This window comes from Streptomyces sp. NPDC043867 (genome assembly GCF_056435845.1).
On record NZ_JBWKDS010000053.1, the window covers coordinates 15,750 to 34,482 of the forward strand.

The 18,733-nt window shown below is 72.5% G+C and carries 12 protein-coding genes, 5 tRNA genes and 1 riboswitch; of the genes, 8 read left to right on the forward strand and 9 right to left on the reverse strand.

The window, feature by feature from the left end:
* Positions 1-114 precede the first annotated feature (114 nt).
* The 4 genes from AC069T_RS34570 to AC069T_RS34585 all read left to right on the forward strand — a co-directional run bounded on the left by AC069T_RS34570 (position 115) and on the right by AC069T_RS34585 (position 5,380).
* Complete coding sequence (locus tag AC069T_RS34570) at positions 115-1,536, forward strand: MFS transporter (protein WP_478786508.1); 1,422 nt, start codon at positions 115-117, stop codon at positions 1,534-1,536.
* A gap of 106 nt (positions 1,537-1,642) precedes the next feature.
* Entirely contained in the window at positions 1,643-2,854 is a 1,212-nt protein-coding gene (lhgO, locus tag AC069T_RS34575; RefSeq protein ID WP_478786509.1) for an L-2-hydroxyglutarate oxidase, read from the forward strand.
* Positions 2,855-3,017: 163 nt separating this feature from the next.
* On the forward strand, positions 3,018-3,971 hold the full coding sequence (gene trmB / locus AC069T_RS34580; RefSeq protein ID WP_478786510.1) for a tRNA (guanosine(46)-N7)-methyltransferase TrmB: 954 nt from the start codon (positions 3,018-3,020) through the stop codon (positions 3,969-3,971).
* Positions 3,972-4,036: 65 nt separating this feature from the next.
* Positions 4,037-5,380: a PrsW family intramembrane metalloprotease gene (locus AC069T_RS34585; RefSeq protein WP_478786511.1), complete on the forward strand. Its 1,344-nt coding sequence runs from the start codon at positions 4,037-4,039 to the stop codon at positions 5,378-5,380.
* A gap of 13 nt (positions 5,381-5,393) precedes the next feature.
* On the opposite strand, the gene AC069T_RS34590 is transcribed toward AC069T_RS34585, so the two are convergent.
* The 9 genes from AC069T_RS34590 to AC069T_RS34630 all read right to left on the reverse strand — a co-directional run bounded on the left by AC069T_RS34590 (position 5,394) and on the right by AC069T_RS34630 (position 16,403).
* Positions 5,394-6,338: an aldo/keto reductase gene (locus tag AC069T_RS34590; protein ID WP_478786512.1), complete on the reverse strand. Its 945-nt coding sequence runs from the start codon at positions 6,336-6,338 to the stop codon at positions 5,394-5,396.
* Between the two features lie 65 nt (positions 6,339-6,403).
* Positions 6,404-7,453, reverse strand: a complete 1,050-nt coding sequence (locus AC069T_RS34595) for a M23 family metallopeptidase (RefSeq protein WP_478786513.1) — start codon at positions 7,451-7,453, stop codon at positions 6,404-6,406.
* An 11-nt stretch (positions 7,454-7,464) separates the two neighbouring features.
* Positions 7,465-7,622, reverse strand: a riboswitch (cyclic di-AMP (ydaO/yuaA leader).
* Positions 7,623-7,876: 254 nt separating this feature from the next.
* On the reverse strand, positions 7,877-9,004 hold the full coding sequence (locus tag AC069T_RS34600; RefSeq protein WP_478786514.1) for a PP2C family protein-serine/threonine phosphatase: 1,128 nt from the start codon (positions 9,002-9,004) through the stop codon (positions 7,877-7,879).
* Positions 9,005-9,286: 282 nt separating this feature from the next.
* Positions 9,287-9,360, reverse strand: a tRNA-Met gene (locus AC069T_RS34605).
* A gap of 167 nt (positions 9,361-9,527) precedes the next feature.
* The gene (locus tag AC069T_RS34610) at positions 9,528-10,682 is read right to left on the reverse strand and encodes a dihydrofolate reductase family protein (RefSeq protein WP_478786515.1); all 1,155 of its coding nucleotides are present in this window, start codon (positions 10,680-10,682) and stop codon (positions 9,528-9,530) included.
* A gap of 99 nt (positions 10,683-10,781) precedes the next feature.
* Positions 10,782-10,854 (reverse strand) — tRNA-Lys (locus AC069T_RS34615).
* A gap of 109 nt (positions 10,855-10,963) precedes the next feature.
* On the reverse strand, positions 10,964-12,523 hold the full coding sequence (locus AC069T_RS34620; RefSeq protein WP_478786516.1) for an amino acid permease: 1,560 nt from the start codon (positions 12,521-12,523) through the stop codon (positions 10,964-10,966).
* Between the two features lie 167 nt (positions 12,524-12,690).
* Positions 12,691-14,760, reverse strand: coding sequence for a DEAD/DEAH box helicase (locus AC069T_RS34625; RefSeq protein WP_478786517.1), 2,070 nt, complete (start codon positions 14,758-14,760; stop codon positions 12,691-12,693).
* 1,292 nt (positions 14,761-16,052) lie between these two features.
* Entirely contained in the window at positions 16,053-16,403 is a 351-nt protein-coding gene (locus tag AC069T_RS34630; RefSeq protein WP_358852618.1) for a metallopeptidase family protein, read from the reverse strand.
* A 171-nt stretch (positions 16,404-16,574) separates the two neighbouring features.
* On the opposite strand from AC069T_RS34630, the gene AC069T_RS34635 reads away from it, so the two are divergent.
* The 4 genes from AC069T_RS34635 to AC069T_RS34650 all read left to right on the forward strand — a co-directional run bounded on the left by AC069T_RS34635 (position 16,575) and on the right by AC069T_RS34650 (position 18,530).
* Positions 16,575-18,146 carry a metallophosphoesterase family protein gene (locus tag AC069T_RS34635; protein ID WP_478786518.1) on the forward strand — a complete coding sequence of 524 codons (1,572 nt, stop codon included), beginning with the start codon at positions 16,575-16,577 and terminating at the stop codon, positions 18,144-18,146.
* A 91-nt stretch (positions 18,147-18,237) separates the two neighbouring features.
* Positions 18,238-18,310 (forward strand) — tRNA-Glu (locus AC069T_RS34640).
* Between the two features lie 47 nt (positions 18,311-18,357).
* Positions 18,358-18,432: transfer RNA gene (locus AC069T_RS34645), tRNA-Asp, on the forward strand.
* 24 nt (positions 18,433-18,456) lie between these two features.
* Positions 18,457-18,530: transfer RNA gene (locus AC069T_RS34650), tRNA-Phe, on the forward strand.
* The last annotated feature ends 203 nt before the right edge of the window (positions 18,531-18,733 follow it).

The window sequence follows — 18,733 nt, forward strand, 5'->3', positions numbered from 1 at the left end:
TCCCGCCATCCGGAAGTACGCCCCTTAACGCTTGGGATTGGGCGAACTACGCTGGGTTTACGAATGCCGCGTGGTTATGCCAGCACGGCAGCCGTCTGTGTCGAGGGGTGGCGCATGTCCAGGGAGCAACGCGGGCCGAACGAAAAACTCGGCACCGTTCTCGCCCTCGCGGGAATCAGCAACGCAGGCCTCGCGCGACGCGTCAACGACCTTGGCGCTCAGCGCGGCCTGACTCTTCGCTACGACAAGACGTCGGTGGCGCGCTGGGTGTCGAAGGGAATGGTGCCCCAGGGTGCCGCCCCGCACCTCATCGCCGCCGCCATCGGGCAGAAGCTCGGCCGCCCCGTACCGCTCCACGAGATCGGTCTGGCGGACGCGGATCCCGCGCCGGAAGTGGGCCTCGCCTTCCCCCGCGACGTGGGGCAGGCGGTGCGGTCGGCGACCGAGCTGTACCGCCTCGACCTCGCCGGGCGCCGCGCGGGCGGCGGCATCTGGCAGTCGCTCGCCGGTTCCTTCGCGGTGAGCGCCTACGCGACGCCCGCCTCACGATGGCTGATAACCCCGGCCGACAGCTCGGTGGCACGCGACGAGAACCCCGGCGAGGGCTCCGGAGCACCGCTGAAAGTCGGCCACAGCGATGTGCTGAAACTCCGCGAGGCCGCCGAGGACGCCCGGCGCTGGGACTCCAAGTACGGCGGGGGCGACTGGCGTTCGTCCATGGTGCCCGAGTGCTTACGCGTGGAGGCGGCGCCGCTGCTGCTCGGCGCGTACTCCGACGAGGTGGGCCGGGCCCTCTTCGGGGCGAGCGCCGAACTGACCCGCCTGGCCGGCTGGATGGCCTTCGACACCGGCCAGCAGGAAGCCGCCCAGCGCTACTACATCCAGGCGCTGCGGCTGGCCCGCGCCGCCGCGGACGTGCCCCTCGGCGGCTACGTCCTGGCGTCGATGTCCCTCCAGGCCACCTACCGGGGCTTCGGCGACGAGGGCGTCGACCTCGCCCAGGCCGCCCTGGAGCGCAACCGCGGACTGGCCACCGCCCGCACCATGAGCTTCTTCCGCCTGGTCGAGGCACGGGCCCACGCGCGCGCCGGCGACGCCCAGGCCGCCGGCGGAGCCCTGAAGGCCGCCGAGGGCTGGCTGGAGCGGGCCCGCGACGGCGACCACGACCCGTCCTGGCTCGGCTTCTACTCGTACGACCGGTTCGCCGCCGACGCGGCCGAGTGCTACCGCGACCTGAAGGCACCCCGCCAGGTCCGCCGCTTCACCGAGCAGGCGCTGTCGAAGCCGACGGAGGAGTTCGTCCGCTCCCACGGGCTGCGCCTGGTGGTGTCGGCGGTCGCCGAGCTCGAGTCGGGCAATCTGGACGCGGCCTGCGAGCAGGGCGTACGAGCCGTCGAGGTCGCCGGGCGCATCTCCTCGGCGCGCACCACCGAGTACGTGAAGGACCTCCTGCACCGGCTGGAGCCGTACGGCGACGAGCCGCGGGTGGTGGAGCTGCGGGAGCGGGCACGGCCCCTGCTGATGGCTCCCGCGTAGCGGCGGGCTCCCGGCTCCCCTCGCCCCGCGGGCGCCGGGGCGCCTTCCCGGGTTTGAGGGCATTGTCAGTGGCGCAGTGCACTATCGAAGCCGGGAGGTGAAGCGGGTGCGGCAAGGGGCTGCCTACGACTGCGACGTGCTGGTGACCGGCGGCGGGATCGTCGGCCTGTCGGCGGCGTACGCGATCACGCGCGCCGCGCCCGGCACGCGGGTCACGGTGCTGGAGAAGGAGCAGGGCCCTGCCCGCCACCAGACCGGCCGCAACAGCGGCGTCATCCACAGCGGGGTCTACTACCGGCCCGGCTCCCTGAAGGCGCGGTACGCGGTGCGGGGCGCCGCCGAGATGACGAAGTTCTGCGCCGAGTACGGCATCGCGCACCGCGTCACCGGCAAGCTGATCGTCGCCACCGAGAAGTCCGAGCTGCCCCGCCTGCACGCCCTCGTCCAGCGCGGCCGGGAGAACGGCATCCCGGTCCGCGAGCTGGGCGCCGCCCAGATCGGGGAGTACGAGCCGCAGGTCCGCGGTCTCGCCGCCATCCACGTCGGGACGACCGGAATCTGCGACTTCGCCGCCGTGGCCCGCCACCTCGCGGAGTCCTCCGGCGCCCGCATCCACTACGGGGCGCGGGTCGTCCGCATCGACCGGCGCCCCGAGCTCGGCGTCGCCGTCCGCACGGCCGACGGCCGGGTCGTCCGCGCCCGCGTCCTGGTCAACTGCGCGGGGCTGCACTGCGACGAGATCGCCCGCCTCGCCGGGGACGACCCGGGCATGCGGATCGTGCCCTTCCGCGGTGAGTACTTCACGCTGGCGCGGCCGGAGCTGGTGTGCGGCCTGGTCTATCCGGTGCCGGACCCGGCGTTCCCTTTCCTCGGCGTGCATCTGACCCGGGGCATCGACAACAGCGTGCACATCGGCCCGAACGCGGTACCCGCGCTGGCCCGCGAGGGGTACGGCTGGGGCACGGTGAGCCCGCGCGAGCTGGCGGCGACGCTGGCCTGGCCCGGCTCCTGGCGGATCGGCCGCCGGCACTGGCGGTACGGGGCGGGCGAGCTGCGCCGCTCGGTCTCGAAGACGGCGTTCACGGAGGCCGTCCGGCGGCTGCTGCCCGCGATCACGCCGGACGACCTGATACCGGCCGCGGCGGGGGTCCGCGCGCAGGCCGTCCTGCGGGACGGGACGCTCGTGGACGACTTCCTGATCCAGGAGCGCCCCCGGACCGTGCACGTACTGAACGCGCCGTCCCCCGCCGCCACGGCGTCCCTCCCGATCGGCCGGGAGATCGCCCGCCGGGCCCTGAAGTCCCTCGCCGGGGCCTGACCGCCTCGCTGCGCTGCTCGCCGGGGCCCGACCCGCCGGGCTCCGCAGCAGCCGGCACGGGGCCCGGCACGGACCACCTGGGCCCCGGTGGGGAGCCCACACCCGGGACCCGGCAGCCCGCGCGGCAGGTGTCCGGCCGTGACCGCCGTAAAATCGACTCACTGTGTCTGATTCCCTCAACTCCTCCGAAGAGCCCCGGCCCGCCCTCACCGGAGAGCCCCGGCCCTCCGTCGCCAACGGTTCGCCGGGTCCCGCCCGTGCCAAGAGCGAGCCCCGCTTCCCCGACGGACCGAAGCCGGACCCGGCCGGGTCGCACTTCGAGCGCCGGATCCGGAGTTTCCAGCCCCGGCGCAGCCGGGTGACCGCTGGCCAGGAGGACGCCCTGCGGCGGCTGTGGCCCAAGTGGGGACTGGACATCGACGGACGCCCCCTGGACCTCGCGGAGCTGTTCGGCCCCGGCCGTCCCGTCGTCCTGGAGATCGGCTTCGGGATGGGTGAGGCCACCGCGCAGATGGCGGCCGCGGACCCGGACACCGGCATCCTCGCCGTCGACGTGCACACCCCGGGCCAGGGCAATCTGCTCAACCTCGCCGACCGCGACGGCCTGACCAACATCCGCGTGGGCAACGGCGACGCGATCATCCTGCTCCGCGAGATGCTGTCGCCGGACACGCTGGACGGGCTGCGCGTGTACTTCCCGGACCCGTGGCCGAAGAAGCGGCACCACAAGCGCCGCATCATCCAGCCGGAGTTCCTGACCCTCGCCGCGTCCCGCCTGCGGCCCGGCGCCCTCGTCCACTGCGCCACCGACTGGGAACCGTACGCCGAGCAGATGCTGGACGTGCTGACCGCGCACCCGGACTTCGAGAACACCCGGCCCGACGGCGGTTACGCGCCCCGTCCCGGCTTCCGGCCGCTGACCCGTTTCGAGGGCCAGGGGCTGGACAAGGGCCATGTGGTGCACGACCTGCTGTTCCGCCGGGTGGAGCACCCGCCCGGCCACCGGACCGGACAGGCCGGTCACGGGACCGGGCAGACCGCACACCGAACCGGACAGGCCGCGCACCGGACCCGGCCGCCGGAGGAGCACACCGGCCGACCGCCCGCCGGCGACTGACCCACCGCACGGCATCCGCCGGGCGCCCTCGCGGGCAGCGCACCTCCCTCGTTAGGGTCGATGCCGTGGCCACCTTTCCTCCGTACCCGACGTACCCCAGCGGCTCCGCCGACGGCGGGCTGCGGCACGCGCACTGGTGGCAGCACAGATGGGTGCGTTACGGCGCCCTGATCACCCTGCTCGCGCTGTCCGGGCTCGTCATCCTGGCCCTCGTCCGCCGGCAGACCGGCACCCAGGGCTTCCTGGTCGGCCTCGGCCTCGCCGTCCTGCCCGTCCCGCTCCTCGTCGCCGCGTTCCGCTGGCTGGACCGGGTCGAGCCGGGCCCCCGGCGGAACCTGGTCTTCGCCTTCGCCTGGGGCGCGTGCGCGGCGGCGCTGATCGCGATCGTCGCCAACAGCTTCGCGACCCGCTGGATAGCGACCGCGACCGCCGACCCGTCCGGCGCCGACACGCTCGGCGCCACGGTCATAGCGCCCGTGGTGGAGGAGTCCGCGAAGGGCGCGGCCGTCCTGCTGGTCTTCCTGTTCCGCAGACGGGACTTCACGGGGATCGTCGACGGAGTCGTCGTCGCCGGGATCACCGCCACCGGCTTCGCGTTCACCGAGAACATCCTCTACCTCGGCACCGCCTTCGGCACCGACCAGCTGAGCGGCGACCGGGGACTCGCGTCCGTGACGGCGGCGACCTTCTTCGTGCGCGTGGTGATGTCGCCCTTCGCGCACCCGCTGTTCACCGTCCTCACCGGCATCGGGTTCGGTATCGCCGCGCTCTCCGCGGACCGCCGGCCGCTGCGGCGCGTACTGCTGCCCCTGTCCGGCCTGCTGACGGCGATGGGCATGCACGCCATGTGGAACGGCTCGTCGTCCTTCGGCGAGTACGGCTTCTTCGCGGTGTACGCGGCGTTCATGGTCCCCGCGTTCGGGCTGCTCACCTGGCTGGTCGTCTGGACCCGCCAGCGGGAGCTGCGCACGGTGCGCGCGGAACTGCCCGCGTATGCCGTCACCGGGTGGCTGGCCGCGCCCGAGCCGTTCGTGCTCGGCTCCATGCGCGCGCGGCGCCTCGCCCGCGACTACGCCAAGCACCACTTCGGCCGGGCCGCCGCCCGCTCCGTCGCCCAGTACGAGGCCTACGCGACCTCGCTCGCGTTCCTGCGGCACCGGGGGCGCCGTGGCCACGCCGGCCCCGACTTCGTCGTACGGGAGAGGGAGCTGCTGCACGAGCTGTGGCGGCGCAGGGACGTCGCCCGCCCCTCCCTCGCGTACGCGGCCCACGCCGCCGCCCCGCCGGCCGCACCCCCGTGGCCGCCGGTGTACGCACCGCACGCCCGGCCGTACGACCCCGCTGCGGCTTACCGCCCGCCCCACCCCGCGTACGACGCGTATCCGGCCTACAACCCCTACCGCTCCTGACCGCCGACCGGCCCTACGCCGACGCCCGCGTCAGCTCGGCCGACTCCGCGTCCGTGAGGGTCAGGTCGGCCACGCCCAGGAGCGCCGGGAGCTGCTCGACCGTCCGCGCGGAGGCGAGCGGCGCGGCCACCGTCGGCCGGTCGGCGAGCCACGCCAGGGCGACCGTGGCGTGCGGGACGCCCCGGGACTCGGCGATCTCGTCCAGCGCGGCCAGCACCCGACGCCCGCGCTCGGTCTCCAGGTGCTTGCCGGCGCCCGCTGCCCGCGCGGAGTCGACCGTCGTACCGGTGCGGTACTTGCCGGTCAGGAAACCGGAGGCCAGGGCGTAGTAGGGGACGGTGGCGAGGCCGGACCGGGAGGCGATCTCCTGGAGCGGGCCCTCGTAGGTGTCGCGCGAGACGAGGTTGTAGTGCGGCTGGAGGGCGACGTAGCGGGCCAGGCCCTCGCGGTCGGAGAACTCCAGGGACTCCTGGAGCCGCTCGGGCGAGATGTTGGAGGCGGCGACGGCGCGCACCTTGCCGGCCCGCACCAGTTCGTCGAGGGTGCCGATGATCTCCTCGACCGGGACCGAGGGGTCGTCGTAGTGCGTGTAGTAGAGGTCGATGTAGTCCGTCCCCAGGCGGCGCAGCGACGCGTCGGCCGCGGCCCTGAGGGTGTCCGGGGACAGTCCCTTGTACGCGGGATGCGCGCCGGCCTTGGTGGCGAGGACGATCTCGGAGCGGTTGCCGCGCGCGGCGAACCACCTGCCGATGACCGTCTCCGACTCGCCGCCCTCGTTGCCGGGTGCCCACGAGGAGTAGGTGTCGGCGGTGTCCACGAAGTTGCCGCCGGCTGCCGCGTACGCGTCCAGTACGGCGAAGGACGCGTCCTCGTCGGCGGTCCAGCCGAAGACGTTGCCGCCGAGGGCGAGCGGGAAGACCTCGAGGTCGGACGGGCCGAGCTTGCGGAGTGCAGTCATGGTGCGTTTCAACACCGTTGACCGAGGCACGTATTCCGCAGGCCCGGCCGGGAGGGCCGCCGTGGTTACGGGTTGAGGCCCTTGCTCTGCAGCCAGGCCAGCGGGTCGATACCGCTGGCGCTGCCGCCCGGGTGGACCTCCATGTGCAGGTGCGGGCCGGTCACGTTGCCGGTCGCGCCCACCCGCCCGATGACCTCACCGGTGGAGACCTTCTGGCCCACGCCGGCGCTGATGGACGACTGGTGGCAGAGCCAGATCTCGGTGCCGTCGTCGAGGGTGAGGACCGTGCGGTAGCCGTACGCACCGGCCCAGCCGGCCTCGGTGACGGTGCCGCTGTGCACGGCCTTGATCAGCGTGCCGGTGGGCGCCGCGAAGTCGAGGCCGGTGTGGTGGCCGGAGGACCACATGGCACCGGCGTCACCGAAGTGCGAGGTCAGCGTGTACGAGGAGGTCGGCAGCGTGTAGCTCTTGGCGAGCTTGGCGAGGCGCTCCGCCTCCGCCTTCTCCTTGGCCTCCTGCTCCGCCTTCTTCTTGGCGGCGGCGGCCTTGGCCTCGGCCTCGTCCTGCGACTTGGCGGCTTCCTCGGCGGCCTTCTTCACGGCGGCGGCCTGCGCGGCCTCGGCGGCCTTGAGGTCGACCTGGTCCTGCTGCGACTCGGCCTGCTGCATGATGCGGGCACGCAGGGCCTCGCCCGCGCCGGTGGTGCCCTGGGCCGTGTCCGAGCCGGCGAGTCCGGCGGTGGTGAGCGGGGTGGCGGAGGCCGTGGCCGTCTCGGCGCCGGAGCCGTCCGATATCAGGTTCCTGGCCGAGTCGGCGACCGACGACAGGTCGGGCATCGAGATGGAGACCGGGGGCTTGCCGCTCTGCGCGGTGGCCATGCCTCCCGCGCCGACGGCGGCGATGACGCCGACGCCGAGGACGGTGGAGCTCCGGGCGAGTCCTCCGCCGCGCTGCTTGGAGACGCGGTGCCGGCCACGGACGGGACGGACGGAATCCGCGGTGGGATTCCACTCCTCCCAGGGGCCCTCGTCGTTGCCGTGGCCGTAGCCGAAGGTGTCGCTCTGCTTCTCACTCGGCGCGAACGAGGTGTTCTGGGCAGGCCGGTTGGACGCCACGTGGGCGCGCTCCTTTCCTTCCTTCTCGCCTACCGGGTTAGCTGACGGGTTCGGAGCAGGAAGGTCTCCTACGCGCGTCAACCAGGGTGCGCTGCACCCCGATAGACGCTCGATTCACCCCAAATTGGTGGTTCCCCGGTTCCCTTGCGGGATTCGGCGCGTGCGCACGGAGCCGTCTCTTGTGACGGCTGGGACGACCGCGCTGCGTTATCGAACGTTAATAGACGCGGGTCCCCTATTCCAAGCTGTTCCGACTGATCATTAACGTCTTCGTCACGGACTTACAGGTCATGGACGGTGAAAACCGGCGAGTTGACCGTGAGTCGTAAACCTCAAAAGAGTTGACGGAGCGTCAGATGTTATGCGCAGTGATCCCGCCCGGTCACCTCGGGTGACGGCGGGCCCTGAACACCGCGCCGGAACTCACAACCGCCGGACGGCGAGCAGCGCCAGGTCGTCCGTCGTCCCGTCCCCGGTGTGCCGGTGCACGTCCTTGATGAGGGTCGCGAGCAGCGCGTCCGGGTCGCGGAAGGCCCGCCCGGCGAGCCGCTCCGCCGGGTCGTAGAACCGCCCCTGAGGGTCGCGCGCCTCCGACAGCCCGTCCGTGTAGAGGAGCAGGGTGGCGCCGCCCGGGAACGCGACCACCGTGGCGCGGTCGGGCCATGTGCCGAGCTCGCCCATCCCGAGCGGCAGCGCGGACTCCGGCGCCTCCAGCGTGCGCAGGGTGCCGTCCGCGTGCAGCAGCAGTGGCGGGGGATGGCCGCGGTTCAGGAGGCGCACGACGCCGTCCCCGTGCGGGACCTCCGCGAGGACGGCCGTGGTGAACCCCTCGAAGGCGTCGAGCCCGTCGCGCCGTGTCCCCTCCCGCGCCAGCGCCCGCTCCAGACGCTGGGCGACCGCCTCCAGCGTCGACTCGTGCTCGGCCGCCTCCCGGAAGGCCCCGATGACGACGGCGACCGCCGTCACCGCTCCCATGCCCTTGCCCCGCACATCCCCGACGACCAGCCGCACGCCGTACGGGGAGTCCTGCACCGCGTACAGGTCACCGCCGATGAACGCGTCGGCCTGCGCGGCCTCGTACCGCGCTGCCACCTCGAGCCCGCCGATCCTCTCCTCCGGGCGCGGCAGTACGGCGCGCTGTGCGGCCTCGGCGATCTCGCGCGCGGAGGCGAGCCGTTCGTCGGAGCGGCGGACGAGGATGTTGATGAGGACGGCCAGGACGGTGACGGTGGCGACGGTGACCAGTTCGGTGATCGCGTCGACGCGCAGCAGGATGCCGAGTTCGAGGTGGACGGAGAGGACGGCGGCGAGCGCGGCGAGACCGGTGAGGACCGTGCCGCGCAGCGAGAAGAGCGGAGCGGCGACCAGGGGCGCGGCCGTGAAGAAGGGGGCCGCGGTGAACTGTGACGGCGTGAGGAGGTCGTAGACGATCCCGGCCGCAATGAGCAGCGCGGGCAGGGCCCGCAGGAAGCGGCGCGCGGACGAGATCCGCCGGGCGGCGGGCTCGGCGGACGTGGGCGGCGCGGCGTTCCCCAGGCCGGGATCCGGCACCGGATCCCCCGGCAGCCGCCCCCCGGCCCGCTCGCGCCCCTCGGGAACGGGGCCGCTTGCCCGGTCGCCGCAGAAGTACCGGGCCCCGGTCCCGCCGGGCTCCGGCTCCCCCGGCCGCTGTGCATCACCTCGCTGCCCCACACGTCCAGGCTTCCCGCGGCGGGGGCGGGCGGCGACCGGTGTGGACCGACCGGATGACACCGGCCGGCGCTTGTGTCCCGGCGCGCGGAAACGACTCAGGGCCGGAACTCGATGATCCGAGTTCCGGCCCTGGGCCTTCAGTAGCGGGGACAGGATTTGAACCTGCGACCTCTGGGTTATGAGCCCAGCGAGCTACCGAGCTGCTCCACCCCGCGTCGTTGAAACCAGTGTACGCCATGCGCGGGGGCCCCGGCACACACGTGCTCCCGGCACCGCCCCTCACCAGGGACGTCCGGTTCGGGCACGGCCTGGGCGGCCGGGTTCCCGGCGTGCGACCGGGTCTCCCGGGACGGGCACGGATCGTCCCGGCCGGCCCGCCCGGTCATGTCCGGTCGGGCCCGGCGGGCGGCGGGAGGTGCCGGTTGGGTGCCTTGGCCGCCTCCTCGTACTCCGCGAGGACGACGACGTCGGCGCCCCCGGCCCGCAGGACCCCGCTTCCGTCGGCACCGGCGACGAAGGTGTCGGGCTCCCGCCAGGCGGTGACCACGCGCCGCACCCCGGCGTCGAGGATCAGCCGCGCGCACGGCGACGGCCGGGAGGCGCGGCGGGCGCAGGGCTCCAGGCTGCTGTAGACGGTGGCGCCGGTGAGCCGCGGGTCTGCGGGACCGGCCTTGGCGAGTGCGGCCTCCTCGGCATGCTCCACCGGGTCGCTCTCGCGGGAGTGGCCACGGGCGATCTCGGTGCCGTCCGCCGCCACCACGACCGCGCCCACACTGAACGCGGTCCGCGACGGCGGGCATTGCCCTGCCAGTTCGCAGGCCAGCGCCAGCCACCGCCGGTCGGCGGCGGAGGCCAGCGGTCCGGTGCCGGGCGCGGTGGGCACATACCGGGCGAGGACGACGTCGCCGACGGGCCGGCTCTCCACCAGCCGCATCCGCCCGCCGGGGTAGGGGCCGGGCCCGAACATGCGCGGCGCGTCCGGCTCGCCCACGAGGAGCGGCGCAAGCGCCAACTGCAGTTCGTCGGCGAGGCCCTGGCGCAGCAGCTGGGTGTGCACCCGGCCGCCGCCCTCGACCATGAGCCGCCGGACGCCCCGTACGTCGTGCAGGTGCTCCAGGACGGCGCGCCAGTGAAGTTCGGGTCCGGTCGCGACGATGCCGACGCCGAGACCGCGCAGGGCGGCGGCGGCCCGGGCGGCGCCCCTGTCGGTGGTGTAGACGGCCTTCTCGCCGCCGGTGTGCCAGAACTGCGCGGCCGGGTCGAGGTCGCCTGACCCGCTGACCGTGACCTTGAGCGGGTACTCAGGACGCCCCGCCGCGAGCCGGGCCGCCCGCCGCTCGGCCGAGTTCACCAGCAGCCGGGGGTTGTCGGCACGGATGGTCCCGGCGCCGATCAGGATCGCGTCGCTGGCCGCCCGCACCTCGTCGACCCGGTCGAAGTCGGCCGGCCCCGAGAGCAGCAGCCGGTCGGGCCCGGTGTCGTCCAGGAAGCCGTCCAGGGAGACGGCGGCGGACAGCAGGACGTGGGGATGGGGCATGGGACGCACCCTCCGGCTCCGAGCGCTCGGCTCTTGGTGGTTCGGATCAACGACAACAGCGCCCCACCCGGCCAAAACCGGGTGGGGCGCTGTGGGCGGTAGACCCTGTGGGACTCGAACCCACAACCAATGGATTAAAAGTCCACTGCTCTGCCAATTGAGCTAAGGGTCCACGCAACGGCTCGCGCCGATGCATCCCCGAGCATAGCCGGACCGGGCCGGGACTCCGATCGGGTATCGGTGACCCGGCCGCGCCGCGCGGTTGGAAGTGGGCGGGACGGTCAGGGATCGACCGGTTCGGGTGCGCCCGCGCGGGCGGCCTCCCGGGCGATCGTGCGTTCGTGGTCGGGGTTGAGGAACCAGTGCCGGGCCGAGGTCAGCCACCAGGTCGCGGCGAAGCCGAGGACGACGAGGACCGCGACCGGGGCGTAGTTGAAGGTCTCCCAGGTGACGGGGGAGACCTGCGGCAGCATGAAGAGGACGGTGATGAGGGCCACCCAGGCGACGGAGACGGTCCCGATCGCCCGGGACCAGCGGCCCAGGTGCCAGGGTCCCCGCTCGAACGCCTCGCCCTTGCGCAGCCGCAGCAGCGTGGGGATGACGTAGGCGATGTAGAGGCCGATGACGGCGATCGACGTCACGGCCGCGTACGCCGTCACGTTGATCAGGTACGGGAGGCCGAGCGCCAGGGCGCCGAGTGCCGCGAGCCAGACCGCCGCCACGGGCGTCCTGGTCCGCGGGTCCACCGTGTGCCACACCCGCGAGAACGGCAGTGCCCCGTCCCGCGAAAAGGCGTAGATCATGCGGCTGTTGGCGGTCACGGACGCCATCCCGCAGAAGAGCTGGGCCGCGATGACGACCAGCAGCAGGAGCTTGCCCGACGTCGCTCCCAGCGCGTCGAGCAGGATCTGCGCCGGCGGGGCCCCCGTCGGCGAGTCCAGCGCCTTGTCGTACGACTGGATGGCGAAGGTGAAGCCGAGGAGCAGGACGAAACCCGCTATCCAGGACGTCCAGATGGAGCGGACGATGCCCCGGGGTCCCGCCGTCGACGCGTCGCGGGTCTCCTCGGTCATGTGGGCCGAGGCGTCGTACCCGGTGAAGGTGTACTGCGCCATCAGCAGGCCGATGAGGACGACGTACACCCCGCTGCCCCAGCCGGTGTTGTTCACGAACTCGGTGAACACGAAGGACGCCGGCCGGTGGTGGTCCGGCACGAGGGCGAGCGCACCGACGATCACCGCGACCCCCAGCACGTGCCACCACACGCTGATGCTGTTGAGCAGGCCGACGATGCGTACGCCGAAGGTGTTGAGGAGCCCGTGCAGGACGAGGATCCCGGCGAAGAGCAGGACCGTCCGGCCGGGGGTGACCTCGAAGTCGAACTGGAGGTTCAGGTAGGCCCCGAGGAAGGAGGCGGCCCCGAAGTCGACGCCGGCGGTCACGGCGAGCTGTCCGAGCACGTTGAACCAGCCGGTGAACCATGCCCAGGCCGCGGCCGTACGCGGCGGCGCCAGGCGGTGGGCCCAGAAGTACAGGCCCGCGGACGTGGGGTAGGCCGAACAGATCTCCGCCATCGCCAGCCCGACGACCAGCGTCATCAGTCCGACCACGACCCATCCCCAGGTGATCACGGCGGGACCGCCGGTGTTCATCCCGAACAGGTACAGCGTCAGACAGCCCGACAGCACCGAGATGATCGTGAAGGACACCGCGTAGTTCGAGAACGCGGACATGCGGCGGGCGAGGACCTGCGTGTAGCCGAGCTGGGCGAGCCGTTCCTCGTCGGAGAGGGCGGCGGCCGGGGACGGGTCGCGCGCCCCCGAGGCGTCAGGAATTGTCATGCCCCCAGCGATTCCCTCGCCGGGTGCCCGACATGCGCCGCACGAAGGCCGAAACTCGACCGTGACCCGGCCGGAAAAATGATCACCCGCACACGGCGAAGGGCCCGCACGACGCATGTCGTGCGGGCCCTTCGAAGTCAGTGCCTCAGGCGGGCGAGGTCACCGGATCAGCCGTTGCGCTTCCAGCGCGGCTTCTCGTCCCGGCGGCCGAAGGCACCGGCGCCGGTGCCGCGGTGCTCGTCACGACGGCCGTACGGGCGGTCGTGGCTGCCGGCGCGGAAACCGCTGGAGGGGCGGTTGTCCTGACGGTCACGGTTGAAGGGGCGGTCGCTGCCGCGGTGACCGCCACGGTCGTCACGACGCTCGAAGGTACGGCCACCGGCACCGCGGTCGTCACGGCGGTCATCGCGGCGGAACCCACCACGGTCGGCGCCGTCACGACGCTCGAAGGTACGGCCACCGGCACCACGGTCATCACGACGGTCATCGCGGCGGAACCCACCACGGTCACCACCGTCACGACGCTCGAACGTACGGCCACCGGCGCCACGGTCATCACGACGGTCATCGCGGCGGAACCCACCACGGTCACCACCGTCACGACGCTCGAACGTACGGCCACCCGCGCCACGGTCATCACGACGATCGTCGCGGCGGAACCCACCACGGTCGTTGTCACGACGCTCGAAGTTGCCGCGGTCGTCACGACGCTGACGCGGCGCCTCGTACGAGGAACGCTCGCGCTCGGCGGGCTGCTCGGCGACCTCGGCGGGAGCCTCGGTCACGGCCTGCTCGGCGGCGGCCGCGACGGCCGCCTCCGGGTCGTCGCCCCGCTCACGCGCGGCACGGGCGACCAGACGGTCGGCCTCCTCGCGCAGCTCGACGGCACGGCGCTGCGCACGCTCCAGCTCCTTGGTGAGCTGCGAGACCTCACGCTCGGCCTGCTGCGCCGCGTTGCCCGCGGACTCGGCCTGGACCTCGGTCATCGACCGGGCGCCGGTGATCTCGGCGACCTCGGGCTCGAAGGCCGCACCGGAGTTGATGATGTGACGCGCGGCGTCGACGCCCGCGTCCTCCATCAGCCGGAAGATCTGGCGGCGCTGGTGCGGCAGGGACAGCGAGACGACGGTGCCGGAGCGGCCCGCACGCGCGGTACGACCGGAACGGTGCAGGTAGTCCTTGTGGTCGCCGGCCGGGTCCACGTTCAGCACCAGGTCGATGCCGTCGACGTGAATGCCGCGGGCGGCGACGTCGGTGGCGACCAGGGCGTTGACGTAGCCCTTCTTGAAGTCCTCGAGCACGCGGGTGCGCGCACCCTGCGTCATACCGCCGTGCAGCGCGTCGGCCTTCACACCGGACTCGCAGAGCTGCTCGGCGATGCGGTCGGCGCCCAGCTGGGTGCGGACGAAGATGATCGTGCGGCCCTTGCGGGAGGCGATCGCGGCGGTGACCGGCGCCTTGTCCTTGGGCTTCACGATGAGGATGTGGTGCGACATGGTCGTGACGTTGCCCTGGGCGCTGTCGACCTCGTGCGTGACGGGGTTCGTCAGGTAGCGCTTGACCAGCGTGGAGATCTCGTTCTCCATCGTGGCGGAGAACAGCATGCGCTGGCCGCCGCCGGGGATCTGGTCGAGCAGCTCGGTGACCTCGGGCAGGAAGCCCAGGTCGGACATCTGGTCGGCCTCGTCGAGGACGGCGACCCGGACGTTCTCCAGCGAGCAGGCGCCGCGGCTGATGATGTCGCGCAGGCGGCCCGGGGTGGCGACGAGGACGTCGACGCCGCGCTCCAGGGCGTACATCTGGTTGCTCATCGACGTACCGCCGCAGACGACCTTCATCTTCAGGCCGAGCACGTCGCCGTACGGCTGGAGCGCGTCCGCGACCTGCATCGCGAGCTCACGGGTCGGCGTGAGGATGATGCCGCGGGGCTTCTTCTTCTCGGTGTGGCCGCCGGACAGCGTCGCGAGCAGCGGCAGACCGAACGAGAGGGTCTTGCCGGAGCCGGTACGGCCACGGCCGAGGATGTCCTTGCCGGCCAGGGCGTCCGGGATGGTCGCGACCTGGATCGGGAAGGGGGCGGTCACGCCGTTCTGCGCGAGCTTGCGCACGACGCCCTCGGGGAGACCGAGCGTGCCGAAGGTGACCTCGGGAGCGGCCTCCGCGACCGGGGCGAGCTCGATGTCGGCGTTCTCGTTGTTCTCGGGCACGACGACGTGATCAGTACTGGAAACAGACATGCGAAATGCGAACCTTCCGGAGTTCTTCGGCACGCGCCCAAACTCCGTGAAGTCGCAATCGACCGCCTCTATGCGGTCCGGCCACGGCAAGGGAGAGTACGCGCCACGGGGCGCTCTCTTTACGGCGCCGGGCGATGGGATCAAACGATCTACCACCATACGCACCCTTCACCACCCCTGGCAAACCGCTCCGCCCTGCACGCCCCCCGACCCCCCGAAACAACCCCGGGCAACCTACAAAACCCCAGCTCAAAGCCCCCACACACCGCAGACGTGAGCAACATCACCCGGCCTACAGGCCCCCACGACTACGGCGGACCACGACCAAGCCGCACGCCTCCAAGCAGCCGGAGCGACTCGAACCTGCACGTACCGCAATAGGCACGGCCTGCACCCGCCCTCCCACGGAAGGGGCCGTGCCGGTACATCAAATGCCCGTTGCAGGTCGGGCAGGAAGCGCCGGTGCCCACGCAACTCGGTTGTGCGCCCGACATGCAACGGGCGGATGTACCGGCGCGGCCCCGACCCACCCCCGGAGCCAAGGCGCCCGGCGGTCACCTCAAGCCACCCTGCCAGAGAACGGCACCCCCGCCCGAGGCGCCGGCTCCCGCTCCACCAGCTGCGTGGTCTGCTCGTGCGCCGACGAAGAAGGCTCAGCGCTCGGATCGGCGGACGGTTGCGCCGACTCCGTAGGGGTCGGTTCCCCCGTACGGGTAGGACTCGGCTCCCCCTTGGTCGGCCCCGGCTCCCCCGGCCGCCCCCCGCCGCCGCCCCCGCTCCCGCCCTTGCCGCCCCCACCCTTGCCGTCCTTCGACGTGACCTCACCCGAGGGTTTCGCGGACCGCTCCCCCGAGGCGGACCCCGACGCGGACGCCGACCCCGATGCGGAGTCCCCGCCCTCCGCCGACCCGGCCCGCCCGCCCGGCCCCCGGCGGAACCCCGCCGCACCCCCGGACCCGGCCGACCCCCCGTCGGACGCTCCGTCCCGCTGCCCCGAGGAGTGCGAGGGCCCGGGCCCGGCCCCGTCGTCGCCGACGCTCATGCAACCGGCAGCCGCGGCGACGGCGACGACCGTGGCGGCCAGACGGACAGGTACGTACAAGGCGCGCACGGGCAGCCACCTCCGAGGGCGGGTCGGGAGTCCACCTGCCCAACTCCCGTGGCACGCACAAGGACACGCGCCCCCGCGGCCGACCCGGACCATCCGACCACCCCCTCCGCCCCACTCAGGGGCAGGACGCGTCAGGACACGTCGGATCAGGCCAGGCCGGGCCAGACCGCGTCACCTCACGTCACCCGTACCCCAGCGCATGCAACCGCGCGTCGTCGATCCCGAAGTGGTGGGCGATCTCGTGGACGACGGTCACCTCGACCTCCGCGACGACGTCCTCACGCGAGTCGCACATCCGCAGCGTCGGCCCCCGGTAGACCGTGATCCGGTCCGGCAGCACCCCCGCGTACCACTCCCCGCGATCGGTCAGCGGCGTGCCCTCGTACAGGCCGAGCAGCTCGGGATCGTCGGCGGGCGGTTCGTCCTCGACGAACACCGCCACGTTGTCCATCAGCCGCGTCAGCTCCGGCGGAATCCGGTCCAGCGCGTCGGCCACCAGTTCCTCGAACTCCTCGCGCGTCATCTCCAGCACACGGCCATTGTCAGGCACGAGCCCGCCACCGGAAGGTCGGCACGAAAGCCCACCGCACCACCCGGCCCCCAGCCCCGCGGCCCCGGACACCCCAAGTCCCCCAGACACCCCGACACACCCCGAAAGCCCCACCCCCGCATATCCGCCCCCACCCGCGGGCATACGGCCCCAATGGCCAGCGCCGCCACCACCCCGCCCGACCCCCGCCACCGCTTCCGCGCCCTCACCCGAAGGGCACCGCGCGCCCTCCTCCGGCACTACCGCGCCCGCCGCGGCCACCCGACGGTCGAACTGGTCCAGCCGCCCCATCCCTACGCCCGCGCCCTGGCCCTGGTGGCCGTCGTCCTGACGGGCGCCTGGCTGGGCCTGCTGATCGTCGGCAACGTCCGTGTCCCGGTCGGCCCGATGGACACCACGATGACGCTGCGCCCTTCCCTGACCGGCGGCACGAAGATCAACATCTCGCCGCTCGGCGCCCTCGAGCTGCGCAGCCACCAGGCCCCGATCCGCCTGGACGTGGACGTGGACCAGCTCGACCCGGTCCGCTCGCAGGCCCTGGTGGACCACCCCGAGCGGATCTCCGGCCTCCAGGACGAGGTCACGCGGGACGTCGAGCACGGCACGCTCGACCTGGCAGTCCGTTCCTGCATCGCCGTGGTCTCCGGCGCCACGGCCCTGGGGCTCGCGGTCTACCGCCGCCCCCGCAGGGCCCTCGCGGCCGGCGGCCTGGCGCTGGCCCTCCTGGCGGCCTCCGGTGCGACCGCCTACGCCACCTGGAACCCCAAGTCGGTCCTGGAGCCGAAGTTCTCCGGGCTGCTCTCCTCCGCGCCCTCCGTCGTCGGCGACGCCCGCAGCATCGTCACCGAATTCGACGTCTACCAGAAGGAGTTGGCGCGCCTGGTGACGAACGTGACGAAGCTGTACGACGTCACGTCCACGCTTCCCGCGTACGAACCGGACCCCGCGACGATCCGGATCCTGCACGTCTCCGACATCCACCTGAACCCGGCGAGCTGGAAGATCATCGCGTCGCTGGTGAAGCAGTACGACATCGATGTGATCGTCGACTCCGGCGACACCATGGACCACGGCTCGGCGGCCGAGAACCCCTTCCTGGACCCGATCCCGGACCTCGGGGCCCCGTACGTCTGGGTGCGCGGTAACCACGACTCCGCCGACACCCAGCGCTACCTGAAGCGCATGAAAGGCGTGCGGGTCCTGGACGACGGGGAGGCGGTCTCGGTGGCCGGCGTGCGCTTCGCCGGCATCGGCGACCCGCAGTTCACGCCCGACCGCTCGGCGCGGGCGGCGGGCGACGCGGCGGAACGGATGGCGGGCCTGCGCCTGGCGTCGGCCCTGGTGGACCAGAAGCGGGCGGGCACCCCGGTCGACGTGGCCGTCGCCCACAACCCGGAGGCGGCCCGGCAGACGGACGGCGACGTGCCGCTCGTGCTGGCGGGCCACGTCCACCACGAGGAGACGGAGGTCATGAAGTACGGCACCCGGCTCCGCGTCGAGGGCTCCACCGGCGGCAGCGGCCTGCGGGCGGTGGAGGGCAGGGACCCGGACCCGATCGAGGCCTCGGTCCTCTACCTGGACCGCGACACGCGCCACCTCCAGGCCTGGGACGAGATCGCGCTGGGCGGTCTCGGCCTGACGACGGCGGAGGTCAGCCGCCATCTCCCGGAGGAGAACCGGCCGGGCGCGGCCCGGTCCCCGGGCCCCGCGGAGTCGGCCCCCTGACCCCGCGCCAAACCGTTTTGGCGATACCTCCCGCCATCCCATATGCTTCTCACGTCCCCGACGCGCTGAGAAGCGCCCAGGCGGGCCGATAGCCCTCATCGTCTAGCGGCCTAGGACGCCGCCCTTTCAAGGCGGTAGCACGGGTTCGAATCCCGTTGGGGGCACGTAGAACCGTGTGCAAGACTGTTCACGCAGTCGCACACAACAGCTGGGTCCTGTGGAGCAGTTTGGAGTGCTCGCCACCCTGTCAAGGTGGAGGCCGCGGGTTCAAATCCCGTCAGGACCGCTGAGATTCCGCGAGGAATCTCGTGGCTGGGTAGCTCAGTTGGTACGAGCGATCGCCTGAAAAGCGATAGGTCGCCGGTTCGACCCCGGCCCCAGCCACAAGATCGAAAACCCCCTCCGGGCGACCGGAGGGGGTTTTCGTCGCTCATGGGGAACCCAAGGGGGTTCTTGAGACGCAACAGCAGGGCGATCGTGACGGCCGGCACCGTCCTTCTCGGCACCTTCGCCGTGCCCGGCACGGCCCACGCCGACGCGCCCACGGTCAAGGAGGCGTACAGCGACTGGGCCGACTGGTCGGTCAT